The sequence below is a fragment of the Sorangium sp. So ce176 genome, assembly GCF_051519835.1.
GTDB classification, from domain to species: Bacteria; Myxococcota_A; Polyangia; order Polyangiales; family Polyangiaceae; genus Sorangium; species Sorangium cellulosum_G.
Genome location: NZ_CP150371.1, coordinates 7,635,363 through 7,659,400, shown reverse-complemented (window position 1 = coordinate 7,659,400; position 24,038 = coordinate 7,635,363). Strand labels below are relative to the sequence as shown.

Sequence of the window (24,038 nt, the reverse complement as noted above, 5' to 3'; positions counted from 1 at the left end):
GTCTGCTAACGCTTCGCGGCGCGGCGCGGTCGACGGGTGAAGCGAGGGCAGGGCGCAAGAGACCGCAAGCGCAGTGGATTTGGCGGGGGAGATAGCGATTCGCGGCGGTGGCATGCGATGTGCCGCAGTCACGGGGGCGAGCAGATACGCCGTTCGCGCGGGGGACGGTCTTCACGGGAGATCGCATGGGGACGCCGAGGTTCTCATGCGGGCATGCGCGCTCGTGACCGCGTCAGGGGAGGACTCTGCGATGGGGTGGATTGTGAGACATGCAGGGCTCACGGTGGCATTCTGCCTGGCCGCGGGCTGCGCCGAGGAGCGGGCGGAGCTCAACCAGGTCCAGGCGAACGCGCTGGCGAAATCGTTCTTCGTCGGCGCCGATCTGCAGAGCAAGGAGGATGATCCGGAGTTCTGGGCGCGGACCACGGTGGTCGACGTGGGGTACGGGGCGTCGCAGGACGGGCTCTTCTCGTCCTCGTACGCGCAGGCGGACGTCGCGCGGATCAAGTGGGTCATCCAGGAAGACCTGCTGATCGGGCGCCTCACCTACGAGCGCGTGAGCGACACCGACGGCAAAGGGACCGGCGCCGCCACGGACGACGGCGTGGTGGCCGCGGCATACAAGATCCTCTCCCACTTCGACATACGGCGCGACTACAACCCGGCGACGGGGGAGGAGAGCAACGTCGTCGTCGAAAACACGACCGACCGCCCCTGGTACGAGCGGGAGTACATGCGGGTCGACTGGTCGAAGAACCTGAACGTCGACTCCTACGACTTCGACACGCTGTCGCTCCTCGGCGTCTACGGCGGCGTGCAGTACGAGCCGCTCGCCTACACGATCAGCGACCCGGGCCACCCGGACGCGCCGCATTTCGACCCCGAGGAGGGGTATTTTGACGTCACCAACAAGGCCTTCGCGGTGCCCCAGCTCATCGATCTGAGCCACCTCGGGTGGGGCGTGGACCGCTTCCCGGCCTGCATGCTCGACGCGGATTTCCCGGGCGGCACGGCGCCGGTCGGGTCGTGCAACCCGGTCGAGATCACGCTCAGGCAGTCGTTCCGCCGCGTCGTCGACAGGGACTACGAGCCCGCCGAGTGGGACGGATACCGGTTCCAGGCCTACGGGCCCTTCCTGCGCGAGCGCCTCGGGTACGCCCGCAACTACGGCATGAGCGACGCCAGGTGGCACCGCATGATCAGCCGCTACAACCTGTGGGAGCGCAGCCACTACTACGCCGATCCGGAGGGCATGACGGGCGAGATCCCGTGCTTCACGCCGGAGACCACGCCGTTCGGCGCGGATCCGCACCGCGACGAGGACGGCAACGGGACCGAGGACGAATGCGAGGCGGTCACCGAGGCGACGATCGACGGAGACGGCGGCGAGGTGAAGGTGGGGCCGGGCTCGCGGTGCGACACCTTCAAGCAACGATGCACCTTGCCCTATCAGCGCAGGAAGGCCGTGCCGCAGCCGTGGTACGTCACGTCGAACAGCAACCCGGAGTATTTCGACGCCACCGGCTGGGCAGCCCACGAGTGGGACGTCGCCCTGCGCAGCGCCGTCGTCACGGCCAGGTACGTCGAGTGCGCCGGGACGACGGGCGACGCGGCGGGCTGCCGCGCGGCGTTCCCGGTCCAGGACGGGCAGATGGACGACAACGCGGACGCCATCGCGCTCGCGCGCGAGGTCGACGCGTGCCGGCGCGGCGAGGCGCACGAGGGGCAGGACTGCGGCGCCCTCGCCGACGAGATCGGGGCGCGGCGCGGGTACGCGCCGGGCGTGGTGGCGCTCGCGAGGATGCCCGAGATGATCGTTGTCTGTCACAGCCCGGTCGAGGCGGCCGATCCGGAGGCGTGCGGCGGCCCGCGGCTCCCCGCGGGCGTGACGGCCAGGATGTGCGGCGACGAGCGCCGCAAGGAGGCGGGGCGCGACGAGGCGCTGCTGAGGGCGTGCGGTGAGGCGCTGACCGCGCGGATCGGCGACCTGCGCTATCACCAGATCAACAACTTCGAGGCGCCGCAGTCGCCCTCGGCCTGGGGCATCTACAGCGACGCGGAGGACCCGCTCACCGGCGAGAAGGTCGCGGCGAGCATCAACGTCTGGACGCACGTCAACGACCTCTGGAGCCAGGGCGTCATCGACACGGCCCGCTACATCAAGGGGGAGCTCAGGACCGAGGACGTGACCGACGGCGACAACGTCCGGGACTGGGCCCAGGCGAGCGAGGGCGCGTCGAAGGGCGGCGCGCTGCCGCGGCTGACGCGGGAGGAGCTCAGCCGGCGGATCGCCCGGGCGGCCGGGGGGGACGGCGACGCCCCCGCGGGCGCCGGCCAGCTCGCGGGCGACCCGGGCCTGCGCGAGAGCCTCCGGCGGCTCGCGAAGGAGGTGCGCGCGATCGCCGCGGACGCGACGGCGCCGGACAGCATGCGCGCGGTCTACGAGGCGCGCCGTCGGGCCGCGGCGGGCACCGAGCTCGAGGCCGAGCTCACGACGAAGCGGATGCAGGAGCTCACCGGCGTCGCGGGGCTGCCGCTCACGGACGAGGTGATGCGCCTCGCCTCGCCGCTCCGCGGGGCGAACCCGAGCGTGCAGCGCGACCTCAGGAACCTGAAGGAGGTCGCGCTCGCCGAGCGCGGGGCGTGCGTGATGCACGAGGCGCCGGCGCCGCTCGCGACGGCCAACCTGGCGGACATCCTCGAGGAGAAGTTCGCGGCCCAGCACGGGCGGTTCGGCGAGGGGGACGCGGGGCAGAAGGCGCGGCGCGCCGAGGCCATGCGGCGGTACCTCGCGCAGCGGGCCCACTACGCGGTGGTGCTCCACGAGATGGGCCACTCCGTCGGCCTGCGCCACAACTTCGTGAGCTCGTCGGACGCCTGGGGGTACCGGCCGCAGTACTGGCAGCTCCGCACGAACAACGGGCGGGTCAAGGCGCTGTGCGAGACGCTCTCGGAGGACGGCGAGGCGTGCGTCGGGCCCCGCTATTTCGACCCGATGACCGGGAACGAGCGGAAGAACCTGCTCTGGATGTTCATGCACTCGTCGACCATGGATTACGCCGGCGAGCCCACGCAGGATCTCATCGGGCTCGGCGCCTACGACTTCGCCGCGGCCCGCATGTTCTACGGCGACGCTGTCGCCGTGCACGCGGACCCGAGCTACAAGGCGACCACCCCGCGCGGCAAGGGCATGCTCGCCAAGGTCGACGACTTCGGCGGCGTCCTCGGCTTCCAGCCGGAGTACGGCGACGACGACATCCATTATTCCGATCTGCAGAACAAATATGACCTGATCTTGCCGGATAGCTGCGTCGAGGTCGACCCGGGCGCGTACAGGCCGTCGGACTGGAACGACGAGCGGGACGGCGTCTGGCACCCTGTCCTCGACGGCCAGATCGTGCCGATCGACGGCAAGTACACGCGGTGCCGGCAGCAGAAGGTCGACCACGTGGCGTGGCGCTCGCTGAAGACGGCGAAGGGCGCGAAGGGGCCCGCGGTGGACCCGGCGGGGCGCACCCGCGTGCCGTACGGCTTCGCGACGGACAGGTGGGCGGACCTCGGCAACCTGAGCGTGTACCGGCACGACAACGGCGCGGACGCCTACGAGCTGTTCAACTTCTTCATCACGCAGCAGGAGGTGAACCACATCTTCGACAACTACCGGCGCGGCCGGCAGAACTTCAGCGTGCGCGTGGCCTCGGAGCGGACGCTGAACCGCTACAACGCGAAGATGCGCGACGGCGCGAAGGGCCTCGGGCTGCTCTCGAACGTCTACCGCGAGTTCGCGCTGGAGCGCGGCTACGACTTCGACACCCTCTGGGCCCAGGCCTCCAGCAACCTCTTCAAGGAGAACATCCTCGCGGCCGGGATCGCGTTCGATCACTTCGCGCTCCAGATGGCGCGCCCGCAGCCGGGGGAGCACTACCTGCCCAAGGGGGACACCGTCCTCCGGTCGGCGGTCGACGTCTTCGGCGGCGCCGGAGACACGCTGGTGGTCGTGCCGAACGGCGCGACAGGGTACTTCGGCGACATCGCCCTCGGCGGCAAGCCGCTCGAGAACGCGCTCGCGGAGGACAAGGGCGAGTTCGACTCGAACTACACGATGAACGCCGGCTCGTATTACGACAAGGCGTGGGTGGCGATGCTCATGACCGAGTCGGTCGACAACTTCATCAGCGACTCGCGCCACGACTTCCTCGACGCGCGCTACCGCGCTGTCTCGCTCGCCGACGTCTTTCCGGAAGGGTACAGGCGCTGGCTCGCCAACAACCTCACGGGCGACGACGCCATCAAGGGCGTGCGCATCGCGGCGGACTCGAGCGGCAAGCCGATCAAGGACCCGAGCGGCTACCCGGCCAGAGCCCTGGGCTGGACGTCGTGGTGGAGCAAGAGCGGACCGGAGAGCTGCTTCCCGGGCGAGGGCAGCACCGTTTGCAGCGCCTACGGCGCGGTCGACAGCGCGCCGTGGAACCCGCGGGCCCCGGACAAGGTCGCCATCCTCGACCCGCAGATCGGATGGGAGCAGCAGAAGTTCCTCATCGCCTGGACCCTCCTCTATCTCCCCGAGAACCAGAAGCAGAGATGGCTGGACATGATGCACATCTGGGAGACCGGGGCAGACACCGATCCCGGGTTCCCGGACCGGATCGAGCTCCACCACCCGTCCGGCAAGGTGTTCGTGGCCAAGGCGTACGGGACAGAGACGATCTTCGGAAAGGTCGTGCAGAAGGGCATCGGCGCGCGCGTCCTGGAGTACGGAAATGAGCTCCTGGCCAGGGCCTATGTCACGGAGCCGGGGCCGGACCTCGACGGCGACGGCAACCCGGACTGGCACAAGGTGAAGCTGAGCCCGGAGAGCCGGCAGCCGATCGTGCGGTGGGATCCGACCATCGCCGCCATCGCGTCGGACGGCGAGGTGGAGCGGGAAGGCGTGCCCGGCTGCGAGGCGGACTCCGACGCAGACGACGACGACTACAGCGATTTCTACCAGTGCACGTGTTCGTCGAACCGCGCCTGCGTCGCGCTCGAGGGCTACGTCTCGGTGCCGGTGTTCATCCGGCAGGCGCTGTCGGCGTTCAAGCTGGGTGACCCGAGCATGAGGGGCATCCACTGAGCGCGCGTCGGCGCGAGGCGGCATGGCACCGAGGACGGGGGCCGTCGCTCCTCCCCGCACCCCGGGGCGCGAAGCGTCCTTCGCCGCGCCGGAGATCACGAGAGCACCGGGCTCATCCCTGGCGGGGTTGACGCCGTGGTGACGTTCCGCTGGCAACGTCGGGCGTGAGCCGACAATGCGACGGCGGCGCGATGGTCGGGGCATCCTGCCGCAGGGGGGCGATTCGCCCCATTCGGTCGCCCGATCTCCCCGCGGGCGTGGGAGCGGCCGGCGTGGCGCAGGTCTTGCTGAACTTTTCCATGAAATGACGTGCTGTTGGAGTTCGCCCGCCCAGGCGTCAGCTGCGTCGGCGACGCGGGACGGCGGGGCAGGTGGCGGTTCTGACGAGTTGCACCCTCAGCTTGCCATCGCGGAGCGCCGAGCCGGCCGTAGCGCCGATACCGGGACACCGGGAACGTAAAGAAGAGAGCCTTCTCTCGCGTCGCGAGCGCTGGAAGGTCGGTCGCCCGAGGGCATGGAAAGAGCCAGCAATGGACTTCGAGAATGGTACGCACGTCCAGAGAGCGAAGGCACGCGTGGGAACGGTGCTCAACGGCGCGTGGAGGCTGGATGCGCTGATCGGCCTCGGGGGGATGGCGGCCGTGTATGCGGCGACGCACAGCGCTGGCGCGCGGGTGGCGATCAAGCTGCTGCACCCCGAGCGCGCGCGGGACAAGGTCGATCGGGCGCGGTTCCTCCGCGAGAAGGCGATCGCGAACACAGTGAACCACCCCGGGATCGCCGCGGTGCTCGCGGACGACGTGACCGAGGACGGCGCGCCGTTCCTTGTGATGGATCTGCTCGAGGGGGAGACGCTCCTCCAGCGCTGGAAGGCGCAGAGGGGCCCGCTGCCGCCCGCCGAGGTGCTCTCGCTGAGCGCTCAGATCCTGGACGTGCTCGCGGCAGCGCACGAGAAGGGGGTGGTTCACCGGGATCTGAAGCCCGACAACATCTTCCTGACGCGCGACCGCGGGGTGAAGATCCTCGACTTCGGCATCGCGCGCCTGCGGGTCCCCTCGGGGCAGACGTCGCTGGCGGGGCTGCGCGCGATGGGGACGCCGGCGTACATGCCGCCGGAGCAGGCGCGCGCGCGCTGGGACCTCGTCGATGCGCGGACGGACATCTGGGCGCTCGGCGCGACGATGTTCTCGCTGCTCACGAACCGGTACGTGCAGGAGGCGCCGACGGTCAACGAGCTCTTCTTCCTGAGGATGACCTGCCCGATCGCGTCGCTCGCGCGGGTCGAGCCGTCGATGCCCCCTGCCGTGGTGCGGGTGGTGGACCGGGCGCTCGAGTTCGCGCAGGCGGATCGCTGGCCCGACGCGCGGTCGATGCAGGCGGCTGTGCGCGAGGCGCTGGCCCTGGTGGCGATCGCGCCGCCGCCGCCGCCGCGGAGCACGCTGGCCCCGCCGCGGAGCACGCTGGTGCCGCCGCCGCGGAGCACGGTGGCGCCGCCGCCGCAGAGCGCGCTGGCGCCGGCGAAGGAGATGCGCGAGCTCGGCGCGCTCGAGGGGCGGCCGTCGTCGGGTCGCCCTCCGACGCGGCCCCCCCGGGCGCCGGGGCTCGCGGCGCCGACGTCGCTCGCCACGATCCCGCGCGCGATCTCGACGATCCCCCGCGCGCCGTGAGGAGAGCGCCGGCGGCGACAGACTGCCCCCGGACGCCGCCGCGCGCCGGCCTCCGGGCGGGTTACGCGTTCAGGCCGGCGAGCAGCTCGCTGGGCCGCAGGACGGCGCGTCGATCCGAGTCCCGCCGGGCGAGGAGCGCCTCGTAGATGTCCATGTAGCTCGCCATCATGCGCTCGGCCGAGTAGCGCCCCAGCGCGAGCTTCCGCCCGCGCTTGCCCATCGCCGTCGCCTGCGCGGGATCCGCCTTGAGGGTGGCGAGCTTGGCGGCGAGCGCGTCGACGTCGCCCGAGGGGACGAGGAAGCCCGTCTCGCCGTCGGCCACCAGGGCAGGGATGCCGCCGACGGCGGTCGAGATCACGGGCAGGCCGGTCGCCATCGCCTCGACCATGGAGAGCGGCAGCCCCTCGGAGTTCGACGACAGGACGAAGACGTCGCTCGCGGAGAGGAGCTCCGGCACGTCGTGCCGCTCGCCGGCGAACACGACGCGATCGCCGATGCCGAGCTCCTCGGCGAGGGCCCGCAGCGGGGCGGCCTCCGGCCCGTCCCCGACGAGCAGGAGGCGCCCGTCGTCGCCCGACAGGACGCCTGCCGCCGCGGCCGCGCGGAGCAGGAGCGCGTGGTTCTTGACCTGCGACAGGCGGCCGACAGCCCCGGCGACCCACGCGCCCTGAGGAATGCCGAGCTCGGACCGGATGCGCGCCCGAGCCATGGAGTCCGGCCTGAACCGGGAGAGGTCGATTCCGTTCTGCACCACGTGCAGCTTCGAGCTCGGGACCTCCTTGTGCTTGAGCATGAAGTCGGCCGTCGACTGCGACACGGCCACGTGCGCGTCGGCGAGCCTGGCCGCCACGTGCCGCAGCCACGCCCTGCGGCCCTGATCGAACATCGCCCCATGCAGCGTGTGGCACACGGGCACGCGATGGAGCCGGCCCGCGGCCGTCGCGTAGATGAGCGGTAGCTGGTTGTGCGAATGCACGATGGAGACACCATGCTTGGCGAAGAACGCCGCCAGCTTGCCGGGGAGCTTGAAGTCGAACCCAGGGCGCTTCGGCATCATGTGGACCGCGACGCCGCGCGCCCGGAGCTGCTCCGCGCGCGGGCCGTCAGGGTTCATGTGGATGCCCACGACCATCACCTCATGCCCCGCCTCGCGCTGCAGCCCGGCCAGGTCCACGACGACTTGCTCGGCGCCTCCCACCTGAAAGGAGTTCAGCACGTGCGCGATCACCAGAGGGTCCTGGGGCGCTCGGGTCGTCGATGCGTGTTCGCTGGTCTTCATGGCGTAATCTATCGTCATGGTTCCCCTCTAGGGTGCTCTGGGAGGCATGTGGTCCGACCTGAGAGAAACCCCTCCTTCGTGTTCTCGTCCGCAGGGGGAATTTACCACAGAGGCCAGGGGGCAAGGAGATTTCTCTGGGTCTCTCCTCGATATGCCCCTTACCTCTGCGTTGAAGTGAGGGGGTGCCTTCATTGGCCGGTCGGTTGACCACGTGGAGTGACGGCTGTGGCACATTGCGACAGATGTGACAGAGTGCGACCGCCAATGCTGAACGCGCTGCGTCGTCCCGCGCGGAACCATCGCTGGACCGGCCTGACGTTCCGGTGAAAATAGCGCAGGACGCGCAATTTTTTCGGCACCGTGAAAGAGCGCAGTGTTCACGAGGTCACCGCCCGGGCTCCTTGCGAGAATCGTGCAAGCCGCGTCACCGGCCGGGGACGAACCTCTGCTCCTCCACGGGCTCGGGGGTGCGAAGGTTCTTTCCATGTAGGTTGATGTACACAAATCGCGCGTTTTGGTGTGAGCCTGGTCACCGGAACCGCCCATTGTGGTCTTGTTCGTACGGAGTACGGAGTACGGAAAGGAGCGGCGGGCGCGTCGTCCGCGGCGGGGCCTGGCGCAGCGGGGGCGTCGGCTGGATGGGCCGAGGGCCGCGCGGGCTTGCTGTGTGTTGGGAGCAGGGGTGAGGCGCTGAGTCCGCGGTCCCCTGTCCTCGGAGGCGCAGGGGACCGCGGGTGGGGAGAGGGGCTCACGGGATCACGTGAGCCTGGTGCTGCCTGTCGGCCTCAGCGCTGGGGCACCTCGGCGCAGACGGCGTAGGTGGTCAGCGTGATGGACTGGCCCTTCTTGCCGTAGCCGCTCTCGAACACGGCGGTCGACGTCCAGCCCGCGCGGCCCTCCTCGGTCGCGTCGTACGGCGAGTTCTCGACGACCCTGCTGGTCGCCTGCGCGGCGCCGGAGACCGCGAATCCGCCGCTGATCACGACCTCACCCGCCTTGCAGAGCGCCTTCACGTTGATGAACGCGCTGGTGGGCTCTGCCTGGCGCGTCTCCGAGATCACGCGGATCTTCGCCAGTCCGGGCGACCCCGTCGGTCCCTGGGGGCCGATCTGGCCCCTGGGGCCCGAAGGACCCTGGAGGCCGCGCTCGCCCTTCGGGCCCGCGGGACCCTGGGGGCCGATCTCGCCCTTGGGGCCGGCAGGACCCTGAGGCCCGCGCGCGCCGTCGACGCCCTTCAGGCCCTGGAGACCGCGCGCGCCGTCGACGCCCTTGATGCCTTGCGGGCCGATCTCGCCCTTGAGGCCAGCAGGACCCTGAGGCCCGCGCGCGCCGTCGACGCCCTTCAGGCCCTGGAGACCGCGCGCGCCGTCAGCGCCCTTGAGGCCCTGGGGGCCGATCTCGCCCTTGGGGCCGGCAGGACCCTGGGGTCCGCGCTCGCCCTGCAGGCCGCGCTCGCCCTTGGGGCCCACGGGGCCTTGAGGCCCGCGCGCGCCGTCAGCGCCCTTGTGGCCTTGCGGGCCGATCTCGCCCTTGGGGCCCACGGGGCCCTGAGGCCCGCGCGCGCCGTCGGCGCCCTTGTGGCCTTGCGGGCCGATCTCGCCCTTGGGGCCCACGGGGCCCTGAGGCCCGCGCGCGCCGTCGGCGCCCTTGTGGCCTTGCGGACCGATCTCGCCCTTGGGGCCCACGGGGCCCTGAGGACCGCGCGCGCCGTCAGCGCCCTTGTGGCCTTGCGGGCCGATCTCGCCCTTGGGGCCCACGAGGCCCTGAGGCCCGCGCGCGCCGTCAGCGCCCTTGTGGCCTTGCGGGCCGATCTCGCCCTTGGGGCCCACGGGGCCCTGAGGCCCGCGCGCGCCGTCGGCGCCCTTGTGGCCTTGCGGACCGATCTCGCCCTTGGGGCCCACGGGGCCCTGAGGCCCGCGCGCGCCGTCAGCGCCCTTGTGGCCTTGCGGACCGATCTCGCCCTTGGGGCCCACGGGGCCTTGAGGCCCGCGCGCGCCGTCAGCGCCCTTGTGGCCTTGCGGGCCGATCTCGCCCTTGAGTCCGACCGGTCCCTGGGGACCGATCTCGCCCTTGGGGCCCACGAGGCCCTGAGGCCCGCGCGCGCCGTCGGCGCCCTTGTGGCCTTGCGGACCGATCTCACCCTTGGGGCCCACGGGGCCCTGAGGCCCGCGCGCGCCGTCGGCGCCCTTGTGGCCCTGGGGTCCGATGGCGCCCACCGGTCCCTGGGGACCGCGCTCGCCCTTGGGCCCCGCCGGCCCTTGGAGGCCCTGGGGACCCATCTCGCCCTTGGGCCCCGTCAGCCCTTGCAGGCCCTGGGGACCGCGCTCGCCCTTGGGCCCCGCCGGCCCTTGGAGACCCTGGGGACCGCGCTCGCCCTTGGGCCCCGCCGGCCCTTGGAGGCCCTGGGAACCCATCTCGCCCTTGAGGCCCTGGGGACCGCGCTCGCCCTTGAGGCCCTGGGGACCCATCTCGCCCTTGAGGCCCTGGGGACCCATCTCGCCTTTGAGGCCCTGGGGACCCTTTGCGCCGTCAGTGCCCTTGAGACCCTGGGGGCCAACGAGCCCGGCCGGTCCCTGCGGGCCCATCTCGCCGCGCTCGCCCTTGGGCCCCTGAGGCCCGCGCGCGCCGTCAGCGCCCTTGAGGCCCTGGGGACCGATGGCGCCCTGGGGACCCTTTGCGCCGTCAGTGCCCTTGAGACCCTGGGGGCCAACGAGCCCGGCCGGTCCCTGCGGGCCCATCTCACCGCGCTCGCCCTTGGGCCCCTGAGGCCCGCGCGCGCCGTCAGCGCCCTTGAGGCCCTGGGGACCGATGGCGCCCTGGGGACCCTGGAGACCCTTTGCGCCGTCAGTGCCCTTGAGACCCTGGGGGCCGACGAGCCCGGCCGGTCCCTGCGGGCCCATCTCGCCGCGCTCGCCCTTGGGCCCCTGAGGCCCGCGCGCGCCGTCAGCGCCCTTGAGGCCCTGGGGACCGATGGCGCCCTGGAGACCCTTTGCGCCGTCAGTGCCCTTGAGACCCTGGGGGCCGACGAGCCCGGCCGGTCCCTGCGGGCCCCTCTCGCCGCGCTCGCCCTTGGGCCCCTGCGGACCCTGAGGACCGCGCGCGCCGTCAGCGCCCTTGAGGCCTTGCGGACCGATGGCGCCCTGGGGACCCTGGAGACCCTTCGCGCCGTCAGTGCCCTTGAGACCCTGAGGTCCGACGAACCCCGCCGGTCCCTGCTCGCCGCGCTCGCCCTTGGGCCCCTGCGGACCGCGCTCGCCCTTGGGCCCCTGAGGACCCTGAGGACCGCGCGCGCCGTCAGTGCCCTTGAGGCCTTGCGGACCGATGGCGCCCTGGGGACCCTGGAGCCCCTTCGCGCCGTCAGTGCCCTTGAGACCCTGAGGGCCGACGAACCCCGCCGGTCCCTGCTCGCCGCGCTCGCCCTTGGGACCCTGGGGACCGCGCTCGCCCTTGGGACCCTGCGGACCCTGAGGACCCTGAGGACCCTGAGGTCCGCGCGCGCCGTCAGTGCCCTTGAGGCCTTGCGGACCGATCTCGCCCTTGAGGCCCTGGAGCCCCTTCGCGCCGTCAGTGCCCTTGAGACCCTGAGGTCCGACGAACCCCGCCGGTCCCTGCGGTCCCTGCTCGCCGCGCTCGCCCTTGGGACCCTGCGGACCGCGCTCGCCCTTGGGACCTTGCGGGCCCTGCAGCCCCTGCGGACCGCGCTCGCCCTTCATGAACTGCTGACCCACGAACCCCTTGCCGGGCTGGTAGACCAGATCCTCGGAGGCCTGGCACCTGTCCGGGCTCTCCACGGCCCGGAGCTGCCCACTCTGCCGCTGCTTGCAGGCATAGGACAACGTGGCGTCCGCCTTGGCCTGCTCTGCATCGCCGGCCCAGCCCACGCCCGCGCTGGCCATCACGCCCGCAAACCCGGCGAGGATTCCAGCAGAAACTGCGCTTGCTCGATACTTCCGCATGTGACTCCACCTTTCTCCCGATTCCGAGCTTCGATGAGCCCGATCCCGCAGGCAGTCGTGTTCAGATGAGGTGGAGCCCAGGAGGCGAGTCAGTCGGGCGAAGGGCGACTTCGGGACAGAGCTCCCCCCAGCGCCCAGTCCCGCCTTGCTCGACGAGAGTCCCACCAGATACCGGCACGAAAAGTCAGGGCGACGCGTCGATGCGACGCCCGAGTGGCCACGCCACGACGCGGGCGCAGCCAGATGCAGCCAGAGCGAGAAGGCTCCTGCCGCCGATACGCTCTGTCTGGAGCGATCCTAGGTTGATGGGGGCGGTTTACCAAGCCCCCTGTTGAGGGGTTGACGGCCGCGACGAACAACAGCGCTCCGCCGTCCATCCGGAGAGCGCCGTAGCCGCCACGCTTCCCGCGGCGAGAGATCGCCGCCCCGCGTCGAGCGAGCGTCGCCCGGGGGCGTCGCAGACCTCATGAGAGAAGAGAGGGAACCACAGAGGGCACAGAGGGCACAGAGGGGAGAGGAGAGTGAAAGCTATGTCCTCCGTGGTTGCCCTCCGCGGATCCGAGAGAGAAGAAAAGGGGCCACAGGGGAGAGAGAGTGAAAGCTCCGTGTGCTCTGTGGTTCCTGTTCTTCCCCGTCACGGGACCAGGACAGGAACGGTGCGGTGCGGCGCTCGCCGCGCGCGGCAGGGCGCTCGGATCAAGAGAGCCGCCAGGACGCCAGGGACGCGAGGAAGACCCACAGGCCTGAATCCCTGGCGTCCCTGGCGCCCTGGCGGCTCGTCTCGATCTCGTCCGAGCACCGCGCCGGAGCTGCGCTTTTCAGGAGCACACGGAACAGGTCAAATTCCAACCTGGTGGCCCGACGCGGCGAGCGCCTCGGCGAAGCTCCGCGAGAGCGCGCGCGAGGCCCGCTCGTCGGGCACCCCGGCGTGGGCCACGAGGGCCGGATCGACGCCGCGCCGCGCCGCCTCCTCGAGCCCGGCGAGGGCGGCGCGCCGCGCCTCCTCCACGCGCCGACGCTCGGCGGGCGAGAGCCTCGGGCGCAGCCAGGCGTCGAGCGCCCACGAGAGCTTCGCGTGCCGCGCCTCGTCCCGGGCAATACGCGTCATCACCCGCCGGACCAGGGGATCCCGCGCGCAGCGGCCCTGCCACATGCCGACCAGCGCGCCGTACGTCTCCCGCACGCACCCCTCCGCCGCGTTGTCGATCGCGAGGTCCTCCAGCGAGCGGACCGGCCTCGGCTCCACCCGCGGCGGCTCCCAGCGGCCGCCGTAGCGCGCCGAGAGGCGCCGCATCAGCCGCGCGTGCCGCACCTCGTCCCGCCCGGCGAGGCGCGCCCGCTCCACGAGCGGGCGAGGCGCCCGGTGCTGGACGAGCTCGCGCCCGAGCGCATCGAACGCCAAGACGCTCGCCGCCTCGAGCTGCGCCACGTTCGCCAGATAGGCGCCGACGCGCGTCGCGCCGCGGCCCGCCGTCCGCTGCAGCCCCGCCGGCCGCCGGCCGATGCAGACGCCAGACTCCGACTCGATCACCTCGGACTCCAGCTCCTGCACGCCGCCGCCCGCGCCGACCGCGAGGACATAGAGCGTGCGCTCGACGGGATCACAGATCTCCGTGTACCTCGTCGCGAGCACCTCGTACGCACCCCCTGCCGGATCCATCGGCTCGACCCCCGCCAGGTGCGGGGCGCCGCCCGTGCCCCCGCGAGCGACGGTGGTGAAGCCTTCGGTGTCGATGCCGCGAGCGCCGGCGAGCGACGCCAGCGAGAGCGACAGGACATGATGCAGGATCTTGTCGATCGGGTTGGAAGAGGGCATATGCGCCCGCACAAAACAAGTTCTGTGCCGCTGCGAACAGCGCGCGGTTGTGGCGCGCTCGGCGCGAAAGCGGGCGCGTCCTGCCTGACACCGTCGTCGCACCCGTGGACAGCGCGGCACGGCCCGACGAGGGCGGACACCGGCGTGACCGCGCCAGTGCGGCTGTCGCCGCGCGCGTCTGCTCCCGACATCAAGGCTGCACAGGACCGACGCGCCGTCCATCCCGGCTCCGGCCACGCGCCCGCCGCGACGCCTCGAGCGCGCGACGTCGCGCGGCGGATACGCTAGAATCGGGGGATGCTTGGCCCTGAAACGAAACAGAACGACGAGGAGGCCGCCGTCCTCTCGACAGAACGCCTGAACCTCCGCCCCCATCGGCCCTCCGACGTCCCGTTCATGATGGATCTGAACTCGGACCCGGAGGTGATCCGCTACACGGGGGATGCCGCGTTCGCGAGCGAGGGAGAGGCGCGCGCTGTCGTCGAGCGGCTGGCCCACCAGCACCAGGCCTTCCGGATGGGGCGGCTCGTCGTCACGAGCCGGCAGACAGGGGAGAAGCTCGGATGGTGCGGGCTGAGGTGGCACGAGGACATCGCCTGCGCCGATCTCGGATACCGCTTCTTCCGGAAGCACTGGGGCCACGGGTACGCCAGCGAGGCGGGCGCGGCGTGCGTCCGCTACGCCTTCGAGGAGCTCGGGCTCCCGCGCCTCATCGCGCACGCGATGCTCGAGAACGCGGCGTCGGTCAGGGTGCTGGAGAAGCTCGGATTCCGCCGGACGGGGCCGACCGTGTTCAAGGGCCTCGTGGCCGAGGAGTTCGAGCTCCCGGGGGAGGCTCACTCGGGCAGCAGGTAATCGAACGGCTCGCCCACGTTGCCCGCCCAGTCCGTCGGTCGCACGCAGAACCGGGCCGGCAGCTCGTCGGGATCGAGGAAGATGGGGAACCGCCTGTACCTTTGCCACGCGGCGGCCGGATCGTCGCAGTCGGTCGTCTCCGGCGGGCCGAAGCGGTACTCGAAGTCGGCGTGCTCCGGGTTCGAGAAGATCGGCTCGACGCGCATGCCCTCCACCGCGTCGCCGCCGCGCGAGAGCTCCGGCCGGCGCGTGGGCGGGGTCGTGTCGATCGTGGTGAGGACGACCGTGGGGAACGAGAGCGGCTGCCACGCGGCGTCGGGCGTCGCCGTCGGGCCGGCGACGACGCAGAGCAGGTGGACCCCCTCGCCCTCGGGCAACGACAGCGCCGACAGGTCCTGAGCGAGGACCTTGATCGGCGCCGAGTAGCCCTCCTGACGGCGGCAGTCGACCTCGCCGGCGCGCCCGAGCTTGTAACGGAAGAACTCGAGCGCGTCCCGCTCGCCCAGCGTGACAAGCCATGTGTTCGTCGCGCCGGTCGCCGGATCGCTCGGCCGCTGGCGGGGCACTGGATAGGTGAGCACGTCGAGCGCGCGGCCGGCGTCGAGCGGGCAACCCTCGAGGTCGAGCGCGAAGCGCCCGTCGCCCCCGAAGCAGGCGCTCAGGCCGGTCACGTCGACAGCGTAGCTCGCGCCCTCGGCGGACACGCCGGGGGGCGCGTCGATCTCGCACGGCCTGCCGAGGAAGCAGTCGCCGTCGGGCGGGCTCCCCAGCGTTGTTGTGTTGACGACCGCATAGACCCGCTGCGCGTCGTCGAGCACCGGTGAGCCCGAGCTGCCGTTCGCGACGTCGGCGCAGCGATTCCGGTGCGCGCCGAACCAGTGCCAGCGGAACTCGACGATATCGACGGTGCCCTCCTCGCTGCAGCGGGCGCGCCGCAGGAACTCCACGTCGAGCTGCGGGGCGCCGACGACCGACACGGGCGCTCCGGGAGGCGGCGCCTCGGCGGCGAGGCCGAGCGCGACGACGCCGCGCTCCGCGAGCGCGCCGAGCGTGGCGTCGAGCTCGACCACCGCGAGATCGGTGCCCTTCATGGTCGCATAGCGGATGGTCTTCGCCGGGACCGCCACCTGCGCGTCCGCTGTGTCGCTGAAGTAATTGAAGATCATCTGCAGCTCCGGGGTCGCCGCGGTGTCCACGTGCACCGCGTTGGCCGCGGCCTCCACGGCCCAGTCGTGGGTGCAGTGGGCGTTCGTCAGCACGTGCGCCGGGGCGTCTGGACGCCCCGCGGGGTCGATGAGGAACGCCGTGCAGGCCCCGGAGCCGACACCGCCGCTCAGCCGGCCCACCGCCCTGAGCGGCGCGTTGGCCTCGTCGAGCCCGCGGAGGAGCTCGGCCCCTCCCGGCTGCGGCTCGCCGCCGCCCGCGCCGCCGGCGCCGCCTCCGCCGGCCCCCGCGCCGCCTCCGCCGGTCGCCACGCCCCCGGCGCCGCCAGCGCCGCCCGCTCCGCCCGCGCCGCCTCCGCCGGCCCCCGCGCCGCCGGAGCCGCCCTCTCCACCGGCGCCCCCGGGGGGCGACGAGGAGCCGCAGGACGAGGTGGCGAGCCCCGCGCAGGAGAGGAGCCCTGCGGTCATCAGCGAGAGAAAACGCGGCTTCATGGATCGGTCTCCTTGGATGGCGAGGCCCCTCAGCTTACCTGCTGCGCGCGCGGCTCGCCCGGCACGATCCTGTCGCGAGTGTCCCGGGCCCCTGCGCGATAGCCAGCCGAGCGGCTCCTCCGCGGGGCGCCGGCCCTCCGCTCCTCACTGGCCCGTGTACGCGACGCGGTAGATGACCCCGCTCGTGTCGTCGCTCACGAGGAGCGACCCGTCCGGGAGCTGCACGAGCCCGGCGGGGCGGCCGAAGACGGCGTGGCCGTCCTCGATGAGCCATCCGGTGATGAAATCCTCGAAGCCCTTCGGCTTGCGGGTCTCCTTGTCGAACAGGACGCGCACCACCTTGTAGCCGACCGGCGGATAACGATTCCAGGAGCCGCGCATCGCGACGAACGCGTCGTTCCTGTACTCGTCAGGGAAGTGATCGCCCGTGTAGAATCGAAAGTCGATGGGCGCGCTGTGCGCGTCGTAGATGAGCTCCGCGGGCTCGGTGGTCTCGGCGTGAGCCTCCTTCGTCGTGCCGGGCGGATCATCCATGATCGGGTCGATCCCCCGCTCGCCAGGGCCGCTCGAGTAGACGTAGGGCCAGCCGTAGTCGTTGCCCGCGACGAGCCGGTTGAGCTCCTCCGGCGGCACCACGTTGCCGCGCTGATCGCTGCCGTGATCCATGCCCCAGAGCTCGTCGGTGCCCGGGTACCAGTCGAAGCCGATTGTGTTGCGGAGGCCCTTGGCGAACAGCGAGCGTTCCTTCTGCGTCTGCGGTCCCAGCGACGGGTCGATGAGCAGGAGGGTGGCGTGCTCGGGGTTCGTCTCCGTGCACGCATTGCAGCTGCTGCCCACCGAGAACAGGAGCGACGCCCCGTCCGGGGTGAAGCGCATCGTGCGCTTGCCGTGCTGACCGCCGTCGGGCAGATCGGTGATGAGCGCCGACGGGGCGCCGAGGCTGCCGTCCGCGTTGATGGGGGCGGCGTAAAGGGCCGTCGCCGTCGCCAGGTACATGGTCTCGCCGTCGGCGCTCGGCGCGATGCCGTGCAGCGTCGCGAAGCCCTCGCCCCCGGCGAACGCCGTCGTCACTTCGTCTGCCACCCCGTCGTCGTCGGTGTCGCGTAGCAGCTGCACGTCCCCGGGCGTCGGCCGCGTGACGTACACGCCGCCGCCGGGGGCGAGCTCCATCATGCGCGCATTGCCGACGTTCTTCGCGAACACGCCGATCGTGAACCCAGGCTTCGTCTCGAGACTCCCGAGGAGCGCGTCGGCGAACGGCCGCTCCTCCGGCCTGAAGGTGTTGTCATCCTCCGGCGTGTAGCCGCCCTCCCCGGTGCCGCTCGCGCCGCCTGCGCCGGCGCCGCCGCCGCCCGCGCCGCCGCCGCCCGATTGCGTTGTCTGGTCGTCCGGGGGCGCGCCGCCGCTGCCCCCGGAGCCGGCCGTCGATCCGGCGGGATTCGCGGCGCTTTCATCGGAGCACGCGGGGGCGAGGACGAGAAGGAGCAAGGTCGCAAGATGTCGTCTCATGCACGCGCTCAAGGCACGCCGCATACCCGCGCGCATGGCGCTGAAGGCAATGCCCATCGTTGCGCCCAGGACGCGCCGCCCGCTGTGGCACAACGCGACTGGCTGCCTCGACGGCGTGGCAGAATGGCGCGCGAGGGTGGGAGAAGGATGGGAGACGAACGCGCCGCTACTCGGTCTCGGCCGGGTGCAGCGGGAGCTCCACGATGAACGTGGCGCCGGCGCCGAGCTTGCTCTCGACGCGGATGGAGCCGCCGTGCGCGGTCACGATCCAGCGCACGATGTAGAGCCCGAGGCCGAGGCCGCCGAAGTTCCGGACCGACACAGCGCGCTCGAAGCGCTCGAAGATCCTGGCCTGGTCGGACTCCGCGATGCCGATGCCGTGATCGCGGACCACGAGCACCGCGCGATCGGCCTCCCTGCGCACGCCGATATGGATGAGGCTCCCCGCGCCGTACTTGGCCGCGTTCGACACGAGGTTGATGAGGATCTGCTCCACGCGGAACGGATCCCAGTGCCCGATCACGGGCTCGTCGAGATCGAGCTCGGTCGGGCAGCCGGCGCCAGCGAGCTGCTGGCTCATCCGCTCGACGACCTCGCGCGCCAGGGCCGCCAGGTCGACCGGCGCGCGCGCGAGCGTCAGCCGCCCGGCGCTCATCCGGGTCACGTCGAGCAGCTCGTCGATGAGGCGCCCGAGCCGCGCGAGCTGGCGGTTCAGGATCTGGATCGTCCCCTCGAGCCGCTCCGGGGGGAGCTCCGCGCGGTCGCGGCGGCGGAGCTGCCGCTCGACGAGCTGCGCCTGCATCAGCAGCGAGGTCAGCGGCGTCTTGAGCTCGTGGGAGGCGACGAGGAGGAACTCGTCCCGCCGCTCGATGGCCGCCTGCGCCTCGGCGTACAGGCGGGCGTTGTCGAGCGCGAACGCCGCGCGGCGGCCGAGCTCCTCGGCCTGCAGCAGCTCGGCGGGGCCGTAGCGGCGCCGGGGCGCGGTCGCGAGCAGGGTCATGACCCCGAAGTACCTGTCGCGCGCGAGGAGCGGGACCCGGAGGAACGCGTGGACGCCGAGCTGCTGCAAGGCGGGCGCGGCGCCGCCGTCGACCACCTCGGGTCGGGCCGGCGACGCCGACGCGAGGGAGCGCAGCGCGCTCTTCAGCGCCTCGACCCGATCGGCGGGCGCGCCCGCGACGGCCGCGTCGCCCGGCGCGCCGTCGTCGAAGGACGCCTCGACGACGCACTCATCGGCCAGCTCGGGCACGGCGAGCTGCGCCACGCTCTCGAAGGTGGTGCTGTAGCCCAGCGTCATCAGCTTGCGGCTCGCGTCGGCCAGGAAGCGCTCGGCCTGCGCGGCCCGCTTGCGCTCGGTGATGTCGGTGGAGATGCCGCAGAGCACGCCGGGCCTCACGGCCTCGCCGAGCGGGAACTTGAACGACAGGAAGGTGTGCAGCCCGTCCTCCAGCAACACCTCCTCCTCGCACTCCAGCGGCTCGCCCGCGTCGAGCACCCGCTGGTCGGTGCCCCGGAGGGTCTCGGCGGCCGCAGCAGGAAAGCACTCGGTGTCGGTCTTTCCGAGGATCTCGTGGCTCGGCACGCCCAGGATGCGGCCCGCTTGACGGTTGGCGAGCAGATACCGGCCCTCGCGGTCCTTGAGGTAGATGGCCGCCGCGGAGTTGTCGACGATCGCCTGGAGCGTCGCCTGGTTGGTCCGGAGCTCCCGCTCCGCGCGCCGGCGCTCGGCGTTCTCCTGCTCGATCTCGGCGTAGAGCATCGCGTTCTCGAGCGAGATGGCCGACTGCGAGGCGATCAGCTCGAGCACGCTGAGGCGCGCGGGGGTGAAGGCGCCGGTGACGAGCTTGTTCTCGAGGTAGAGCAGGCCGAGCAGCCGGCTCTGCCGCACGATGGGGAGGCACAGCACCGACCGCGGTATCCGCTGCGTGAAGTACGCGTCCTCCTGGAACGGGTGCCTCGCCGAGGCGTCGTCGAGGAGCACGCGCTCGTGGCTGCGACGAACGTAGTTGAGGATGGATTGGGGCAGCGCGGCCGCCGAGGCCTCGTCCTCGCCGAGCAGCCGCGCCACCCCGCCGCGGTCGGCGACGGCGGCCGCGGTCGACAGGCGGTCCTCGCGGGCGAGGAGCACATAGCCCTCCTCGGCGCCGGCGTGCTCGACCACGATGCGCAGCAGCATCTCGAGCAGGCGCGGGAGCTTGAGCTCGCCGGAGATGCTCTGCGAGGCCTTGACGACGGACAGGACGTCGAACTGCTCTGCGCGCACGGCGAAGGTGACGGTGGGGGCCATGGGCCTGTGCTCGACGAGGTGGGGATAGCGCTGGTCGAGCTGCTCGACCTTGGCGTGGGCGCCCCAGCGGAAGTAGGCGGCGCGGGCCCTCTGCAGGTAGGCGTCGGCGGGCGTGGTGAGGCCGCGCGCGCGGTAGAACGCCGCGGCGAGCTCGCAGGCGATGGCCTCGTGCTGGACGAAGCCGCCCTCGCGCGCCGACGAGATGGCCTTTTCGTAGAGCCGGACGGCCTCGGGCTCCTGCCCCTGGAGCCGGGCGATCTCGGCGCGGACCAGCGCGTGCTTGTGGAGGAAGTTGTCGGGGCAGCTCTCCGCCCACGCGCCGAGCTGCCGCGCGCAGTCGAGGAGCCCGTCGGGGAGCTCCCGCTCCGGCGAGGACGGCGCCGCGTCGCAGACGGCGGCGAGCGCGAGCGCGCGATAATAGAAGCTCTCGGCCGTCAGCGCGTGCGCGTCGAACTTCCATTGGTCGTCGACGATCACGCGCGCCGTCGCCGCGAGCGCCTCCCGGGGCGACCCGAGCACGAACAGGCCCTGCGCCTTCAGGCCGTGGTACAGGCCGTGAATGCTCTCCTTGTCCCCGGGAGGGAGGCGGGCCTCGAACTCCGCCTGATCCAGCTCGGAGCCGTCCAGCATCGAGAAATGGACGGGCCGACCGCGCAGCGTCTGGACGAGGTGCCGGAGGCCGAGGAGGATGTCGTGCGCGAACGCATAACCGACCTTGCGCACGAAGCCGAGGCGGTCCTCGGTCTGGTGGAGGACGTCCTCCAGCGGCTCCCCGCAGAGCAGCGGGAACAGCGGCGACCAGATGCAGTTGTAACAGGCGTTGTTCCAGTCACCGCACTCCACCGCGGCGCTGAAGCCGAGGCGAGTATAGGGATAGGTCTCCCTGTAGTGGCGCGTCCAGAAGACGATCTGCTGTCCGAACAGCGTGAACACCGGGCCCTTCGCGGTGAGGGCCTGGCTCCTGTCCGCCAGGTCGTAGGCGAGCTTGCCGAACAGGTACGCCTCCCTGTATCGCCCGAACCACGGGCCGAGCACCCGCGCGAAGGCGGTGTATGCCTGGGCGGAGGCCTCGGCGTTGCCGTGGCGCAGGCTGAGCTTGACCATGCGCGCGACGAGCAGATAGTGCAGGTTCTGGTCCACGAAGTAAGCAGGGATGGCGACGCCCATCAGGACGCTCACCGCGACCTTGATCTCCGGATGCGCCATGGGGGGCATGTGGATGAGATCCTCGATCGCCCGGTCGCCCAGGGCCTGGAAGACGCTCTCGGTCTCCTCCTCGATCTGCGGGTCGGAGACATGGAGCGACAGGTCGATGTCCCAGGCGCGCAGGCACGACAGCCCGAGCTCCACGGCGCGGTCGCACTGCCCGCGGGTCACGTTCAGCGCGACCGCGATCTGGACGACGGAGGCCCGCTCGATCGCGGTCCTCGCGCGATCCATGAGCTCTCCGAGCAGCCGCTCGGCTTGCTCGAATTGCCCGATGACGTACGCGGCGTGCGCGCGCTCGAAGGTCAGGTCGTAGGTCAGCTCGTGCTGCTTCTCCCAGCGCTCCTCCGGGAGGAGGGCCATGCCGGCGGCGAAGAGGGCGGCGGCGGACTCGTAGGCCGCCGCGGCCTTGGCCCTCCTGCCGGCGCGTAGGTTGAGCGCGGCGAGCTCGTCCCGCTCCGCCGGCGAGCGGAGGAGCGCGGCGCCGCGGTTGAGGTGGTCCACGATGTCGAAGAGCGCCTCGTCGCGATCGTCCACGCGCCGCCCCTTGAGCAGCTGCCTGCCGATGCAGAGGTGCATCTCGGGGAGCTGCGCCGCCGGGATGAGCGCGTAGGCGGCCTGCCGCACCCGGTCGTGGAGGAACCGGTAGGTGCCGTCATGGCGGAGGATCAACCCCTCCTGCTCGGCCTCCCCGAGCGCCTCGACGAGCTCGTGGAGCGGACGGCTCGCGCCCGCCGCGAGGGTGTCGAGGGTCAGGCTGCTGCCGAGGCACGCGGCGAGCTTGAGCGCGTCCTGCGCGGCGGCCGGGAGCCGCTTCAGCTTGTCCGCCATCAGGTCGACGACGTTGGCGCTGAAGCCCTTGCGGCGGATCGCGTCCATGTCGTGGCGCCAGGCGCCGCGCTCCGCGTCGAAGGTGATGAGCCCCTCCTGGTGCAGCTCGATCAGGAACTCGAGCACGAAGAAGGGGTTTCCGCCTGTCTTCTCGTGGACCAGCGCGGCGAGCGGCTCGACCTCCTCGGGCCGGGCGTGGACCGCCTCCGCGACGAGCGCCCCGACGTGCGCGGTGGAGAGCGGCGCGAGGACGATGTCGGAGATCAGGGCGCCGCGCTTCCGCGCGTCGCCCACGAGGAGCGACAGCGGGTGCATCGGGCCGACCTCGTTGTCCCGGTAGGCGCCCACGAGCAGGAGGTGCCCGGCCTCGGTGTAGGTGACGAGCTGCTCGAGGAGCTGGAGGCTGCCGGCGTCCGCCCACTGCAGATCGTCGAGGAAGAGCACCACCGGGTGCTCCCTCTGCACGCACGCCGCGACGAAGCGCTGGAGCGTGGCGTGGAACCTGCGCCGGGCCTCGGGGGCCGGGAGCTCGGGCACGGCGGGCTGCGGGCCGAGCAGCAGCTCCAGCTCGGGGAGCACGTCGACGAGCAGCCGGCCGTTCGGGCCGAGGGCCTCGCGGAGGCGCTGCTTCCAGCGCTCGATCTGCTCCTCGCTCACGCACAGGATCTCCTGCACGAGCCCCCGGAAGGCATGGAGGAACGCGAGGTAGGGGATGTCCCTCCTGAGCTGATCGAACTTGCCGCACAGGAAGAAGCCCCGCTCCCGCGCCACCGGCCCGCGCAGCTCGGCGACGAGCGACGACTTGCCGATGCCCGAGTAGCCCGACACCAGCACGAGCTCCGGCCGGCCCTGCGTCGCCACCCGATCGAGCGCGGCGAGCAGCGCCTCGACCTCGCGCTCGCGGCCGTAGAGCCGCTGCGGGACCTGGAACCTGTCGGAGACGTCGCGCTGGCCGAGCGCGAACGGCTCAAGGGGGCCGCCGGCCCGCCACGAGGAGAAGCACCGCTCCAGATCGTGCCGCAGGCCGAGCGCGCTCTGGTAGCGCTCGTCGGCGGCCTTCGCGAGCAGCTTGAGCACGATCGCCGACAGGAGCGGGGGGATCGAGGGCACGAGCGCGTGCGGCGGGCGCGGCCTCTGCGCGATGTGGCAATGCACCCATTCCACGGGATCGCTGGCGTGGAAGGGCAGGGTGCCCGCCAGCATCTCGTAGAAGGTCACGCCGAGGGAGTACAGGTCCGCGCGCTCGTCGACCCAGCGGTTCATCCGGCCTGTCTGCTCGGGCGCCATGTACGCGAGCGTCCCCTCGACGAGCGCGTCGTGGGCGGGGGCGCGCGACTGGCGGGAGGCCAGGCAGGCGATCCCGAGATCGGTGATCTTCACCTCGCCGGTCTCCGGGTTGTAAAGCAGGTTCTGAGGCTTGATGTCCTTGTGAATGACGTGCTGTCGATGCAGCTCGGCGAGCGCGCCGGCGAGGCGGAGGGCGAGGGGAAAGAAGCGCTCGAGCGGCAGCGGCCCGTCGAGGAGCTTGTCGAGGGAGCGGCCGCCGAAGTCCTCGAGGATCAGCGCCACCTGGTCGCCGAACGCCTCGATCGCGCGCGGCTTCACGACGGCCGGCGTGTCGAGCGCCCCGGCGATCTCGTGCTCGTGCCGCAGCCGGCCGAGGGCGAGCGGGCTCGCGTGGTCGCGCCGCAGGACCTTGAGCACCACAGGCCGACCGTCCTGCCGATGCCGCGCTCGGTAGAGGATCGTGTCTGCCCCTTGATGCAGGATCTCCAGCACGAGATAGGGTGAACGATCGGGCATAGGGAGATCTTCGGAGGCAGGAGCGGCCCCCCGGGCGCCAGCGTCGACAGGATGTTGCCAA

Annotated in this window: 9 protein-coding genes; 3 read left to right on the top strand and 6 right to left on the bottom strand. The window is 71.7% G+C overall.

The annotated features are described in order from the left end of the window. Positions 1 to 283 precede the first annotated feature (283 nt). On the top strand, positions 284 to 5,113 hold the full coding sequence (locus tag WMF42_RS28650) for a hypothetical protein (RefSeq protein WP_437686082.1): 4,830 nt from the start codon (positions 284 to 286) through the stop codon (positions 5,111 to 5,113). A gap of 575 nt (positions 5,114 to 5,688) precedes the next feature. Continuing rightward, positions 5,689 to 6,780, top strand: coding sequence for a serine/threonine-protein kinase (locus WMF42_RS28645; RefSeq protein ID WP_233561135.1), 1,092 nt, complete (start codon positions 5,689 to 5,691; stop codon positions 6,778 to 6,780). A gap of 61 nt (positions 6,781 to 6,841) precedes the next feature. Here WMF42_RS28645 and WMF42_RS28640 read toward each other — a convergent pair whose 3' ends face one another. The 3 genes from WMF42_RS28640 to WMF42_RS28630 all read right to left on the bottom strand — a co-directional run bounded on the left by WMF42_RS28640 (position 6,842) and on the right by WMF42_RS28630 (position 13,831). Next, positions 6,842 to 8,077, bottom strand: coding sequence for a glycosyltransferase (locus tag WMF42_RS28640; RefSeq protein WP_233561134.1), 1,236 nt, complete (start codon positions 8,075 to 8,077; stop codon positions 6,842 to 6,844). Between the two features lie 767 nt (positions 8,078 to 8,844). Continuing rightward, the gene (locus WMF42_RS28635; protein WP_437686081.1) at positions 8,845 to 11,955 is read right to left on the bottom strand and encodes a collagen-like protein; all 3,111 of its coding nucleotides are present in this window, start codon (positions 11,953 to 11,955) and stop codon (positions 8,845 to 8,847) included. Positions 11,956 to 12,853: 898 nt separating this feature from the next. Then, complete coding sequence (locus WMF42_RS28630; RefSeq protein ID WP_437686080.1) at positions 12,854 to 13,831, bottom strand: ferritin-like domain-containing protein; 978 nt, start codon at positions 13,829 to 13,831, stop codon at positions 12,854 to 12,856. A 297-nt stretch (positions 13,832 to 14,128) separates the two neighbouring features. Between WMF42_RS28630 and WMF42_RS28625 the strand changes: the two genes are divergently transcribed. Beyond that, a complete protein-coding gene (locus WMF42_RS28625) occupies positions 14,129 to 14,686 on the top strand; it encodes a GNAT family N-acetyltransferase (RefSeq protein WP_081426980.1) in 558 nt (185 codons plus the stop codon). Here the strand turns inward: WMF42_RS28625 and WMF42_RS28620 are convergent. From WMF42_RS28620 to WMF42_RS28610, 3 genes are all read right to left on the bottom strand, one after another. Next, a complete protein-coding gene (locus WMF42_RS28620) occupies positions 14,668 to 16,341 on the bottom strand; it encodes a trypsin-like serine peptidase (RefSeq protein ID WP_437686079.1) in 1,674 nt (557 codons plus the stop codon). The two genes, WMF42_RS28625 and WMF42_RS28620, sit on opposite strands and share 19 nt — an antisense overlap. Before the next feature lie 144 nt (positions 16,342 to 16,485). Next, the gene (locus WMF42_RS28615; protein ID WP_155797977.1) at positions 16,486 to 17,850 is read right to left on the bottom strand and encodes a PQQ-dependent sugar dehydrogenase; all 1,365 of its coding nucleotides are present in this window, start codon (positions 17,848 to 17,850) and stop codon (positions 16,486 to 16,488) included. 166 nt (positions 17,851 to 18,016) lie between these two features. Further along, a complete protein-coding gene (locus tag WMF42_RS28610) occupies positions 18,017 to 23,977 on the bottom strand; it encodes an AAA family ATPase (RefSeq protein WP_437686077.1) in 5,961 nt (1,986 codons plus the stop codon). Positions 23,978 to 24,038 lie beyond the last annotated feature (61 nt).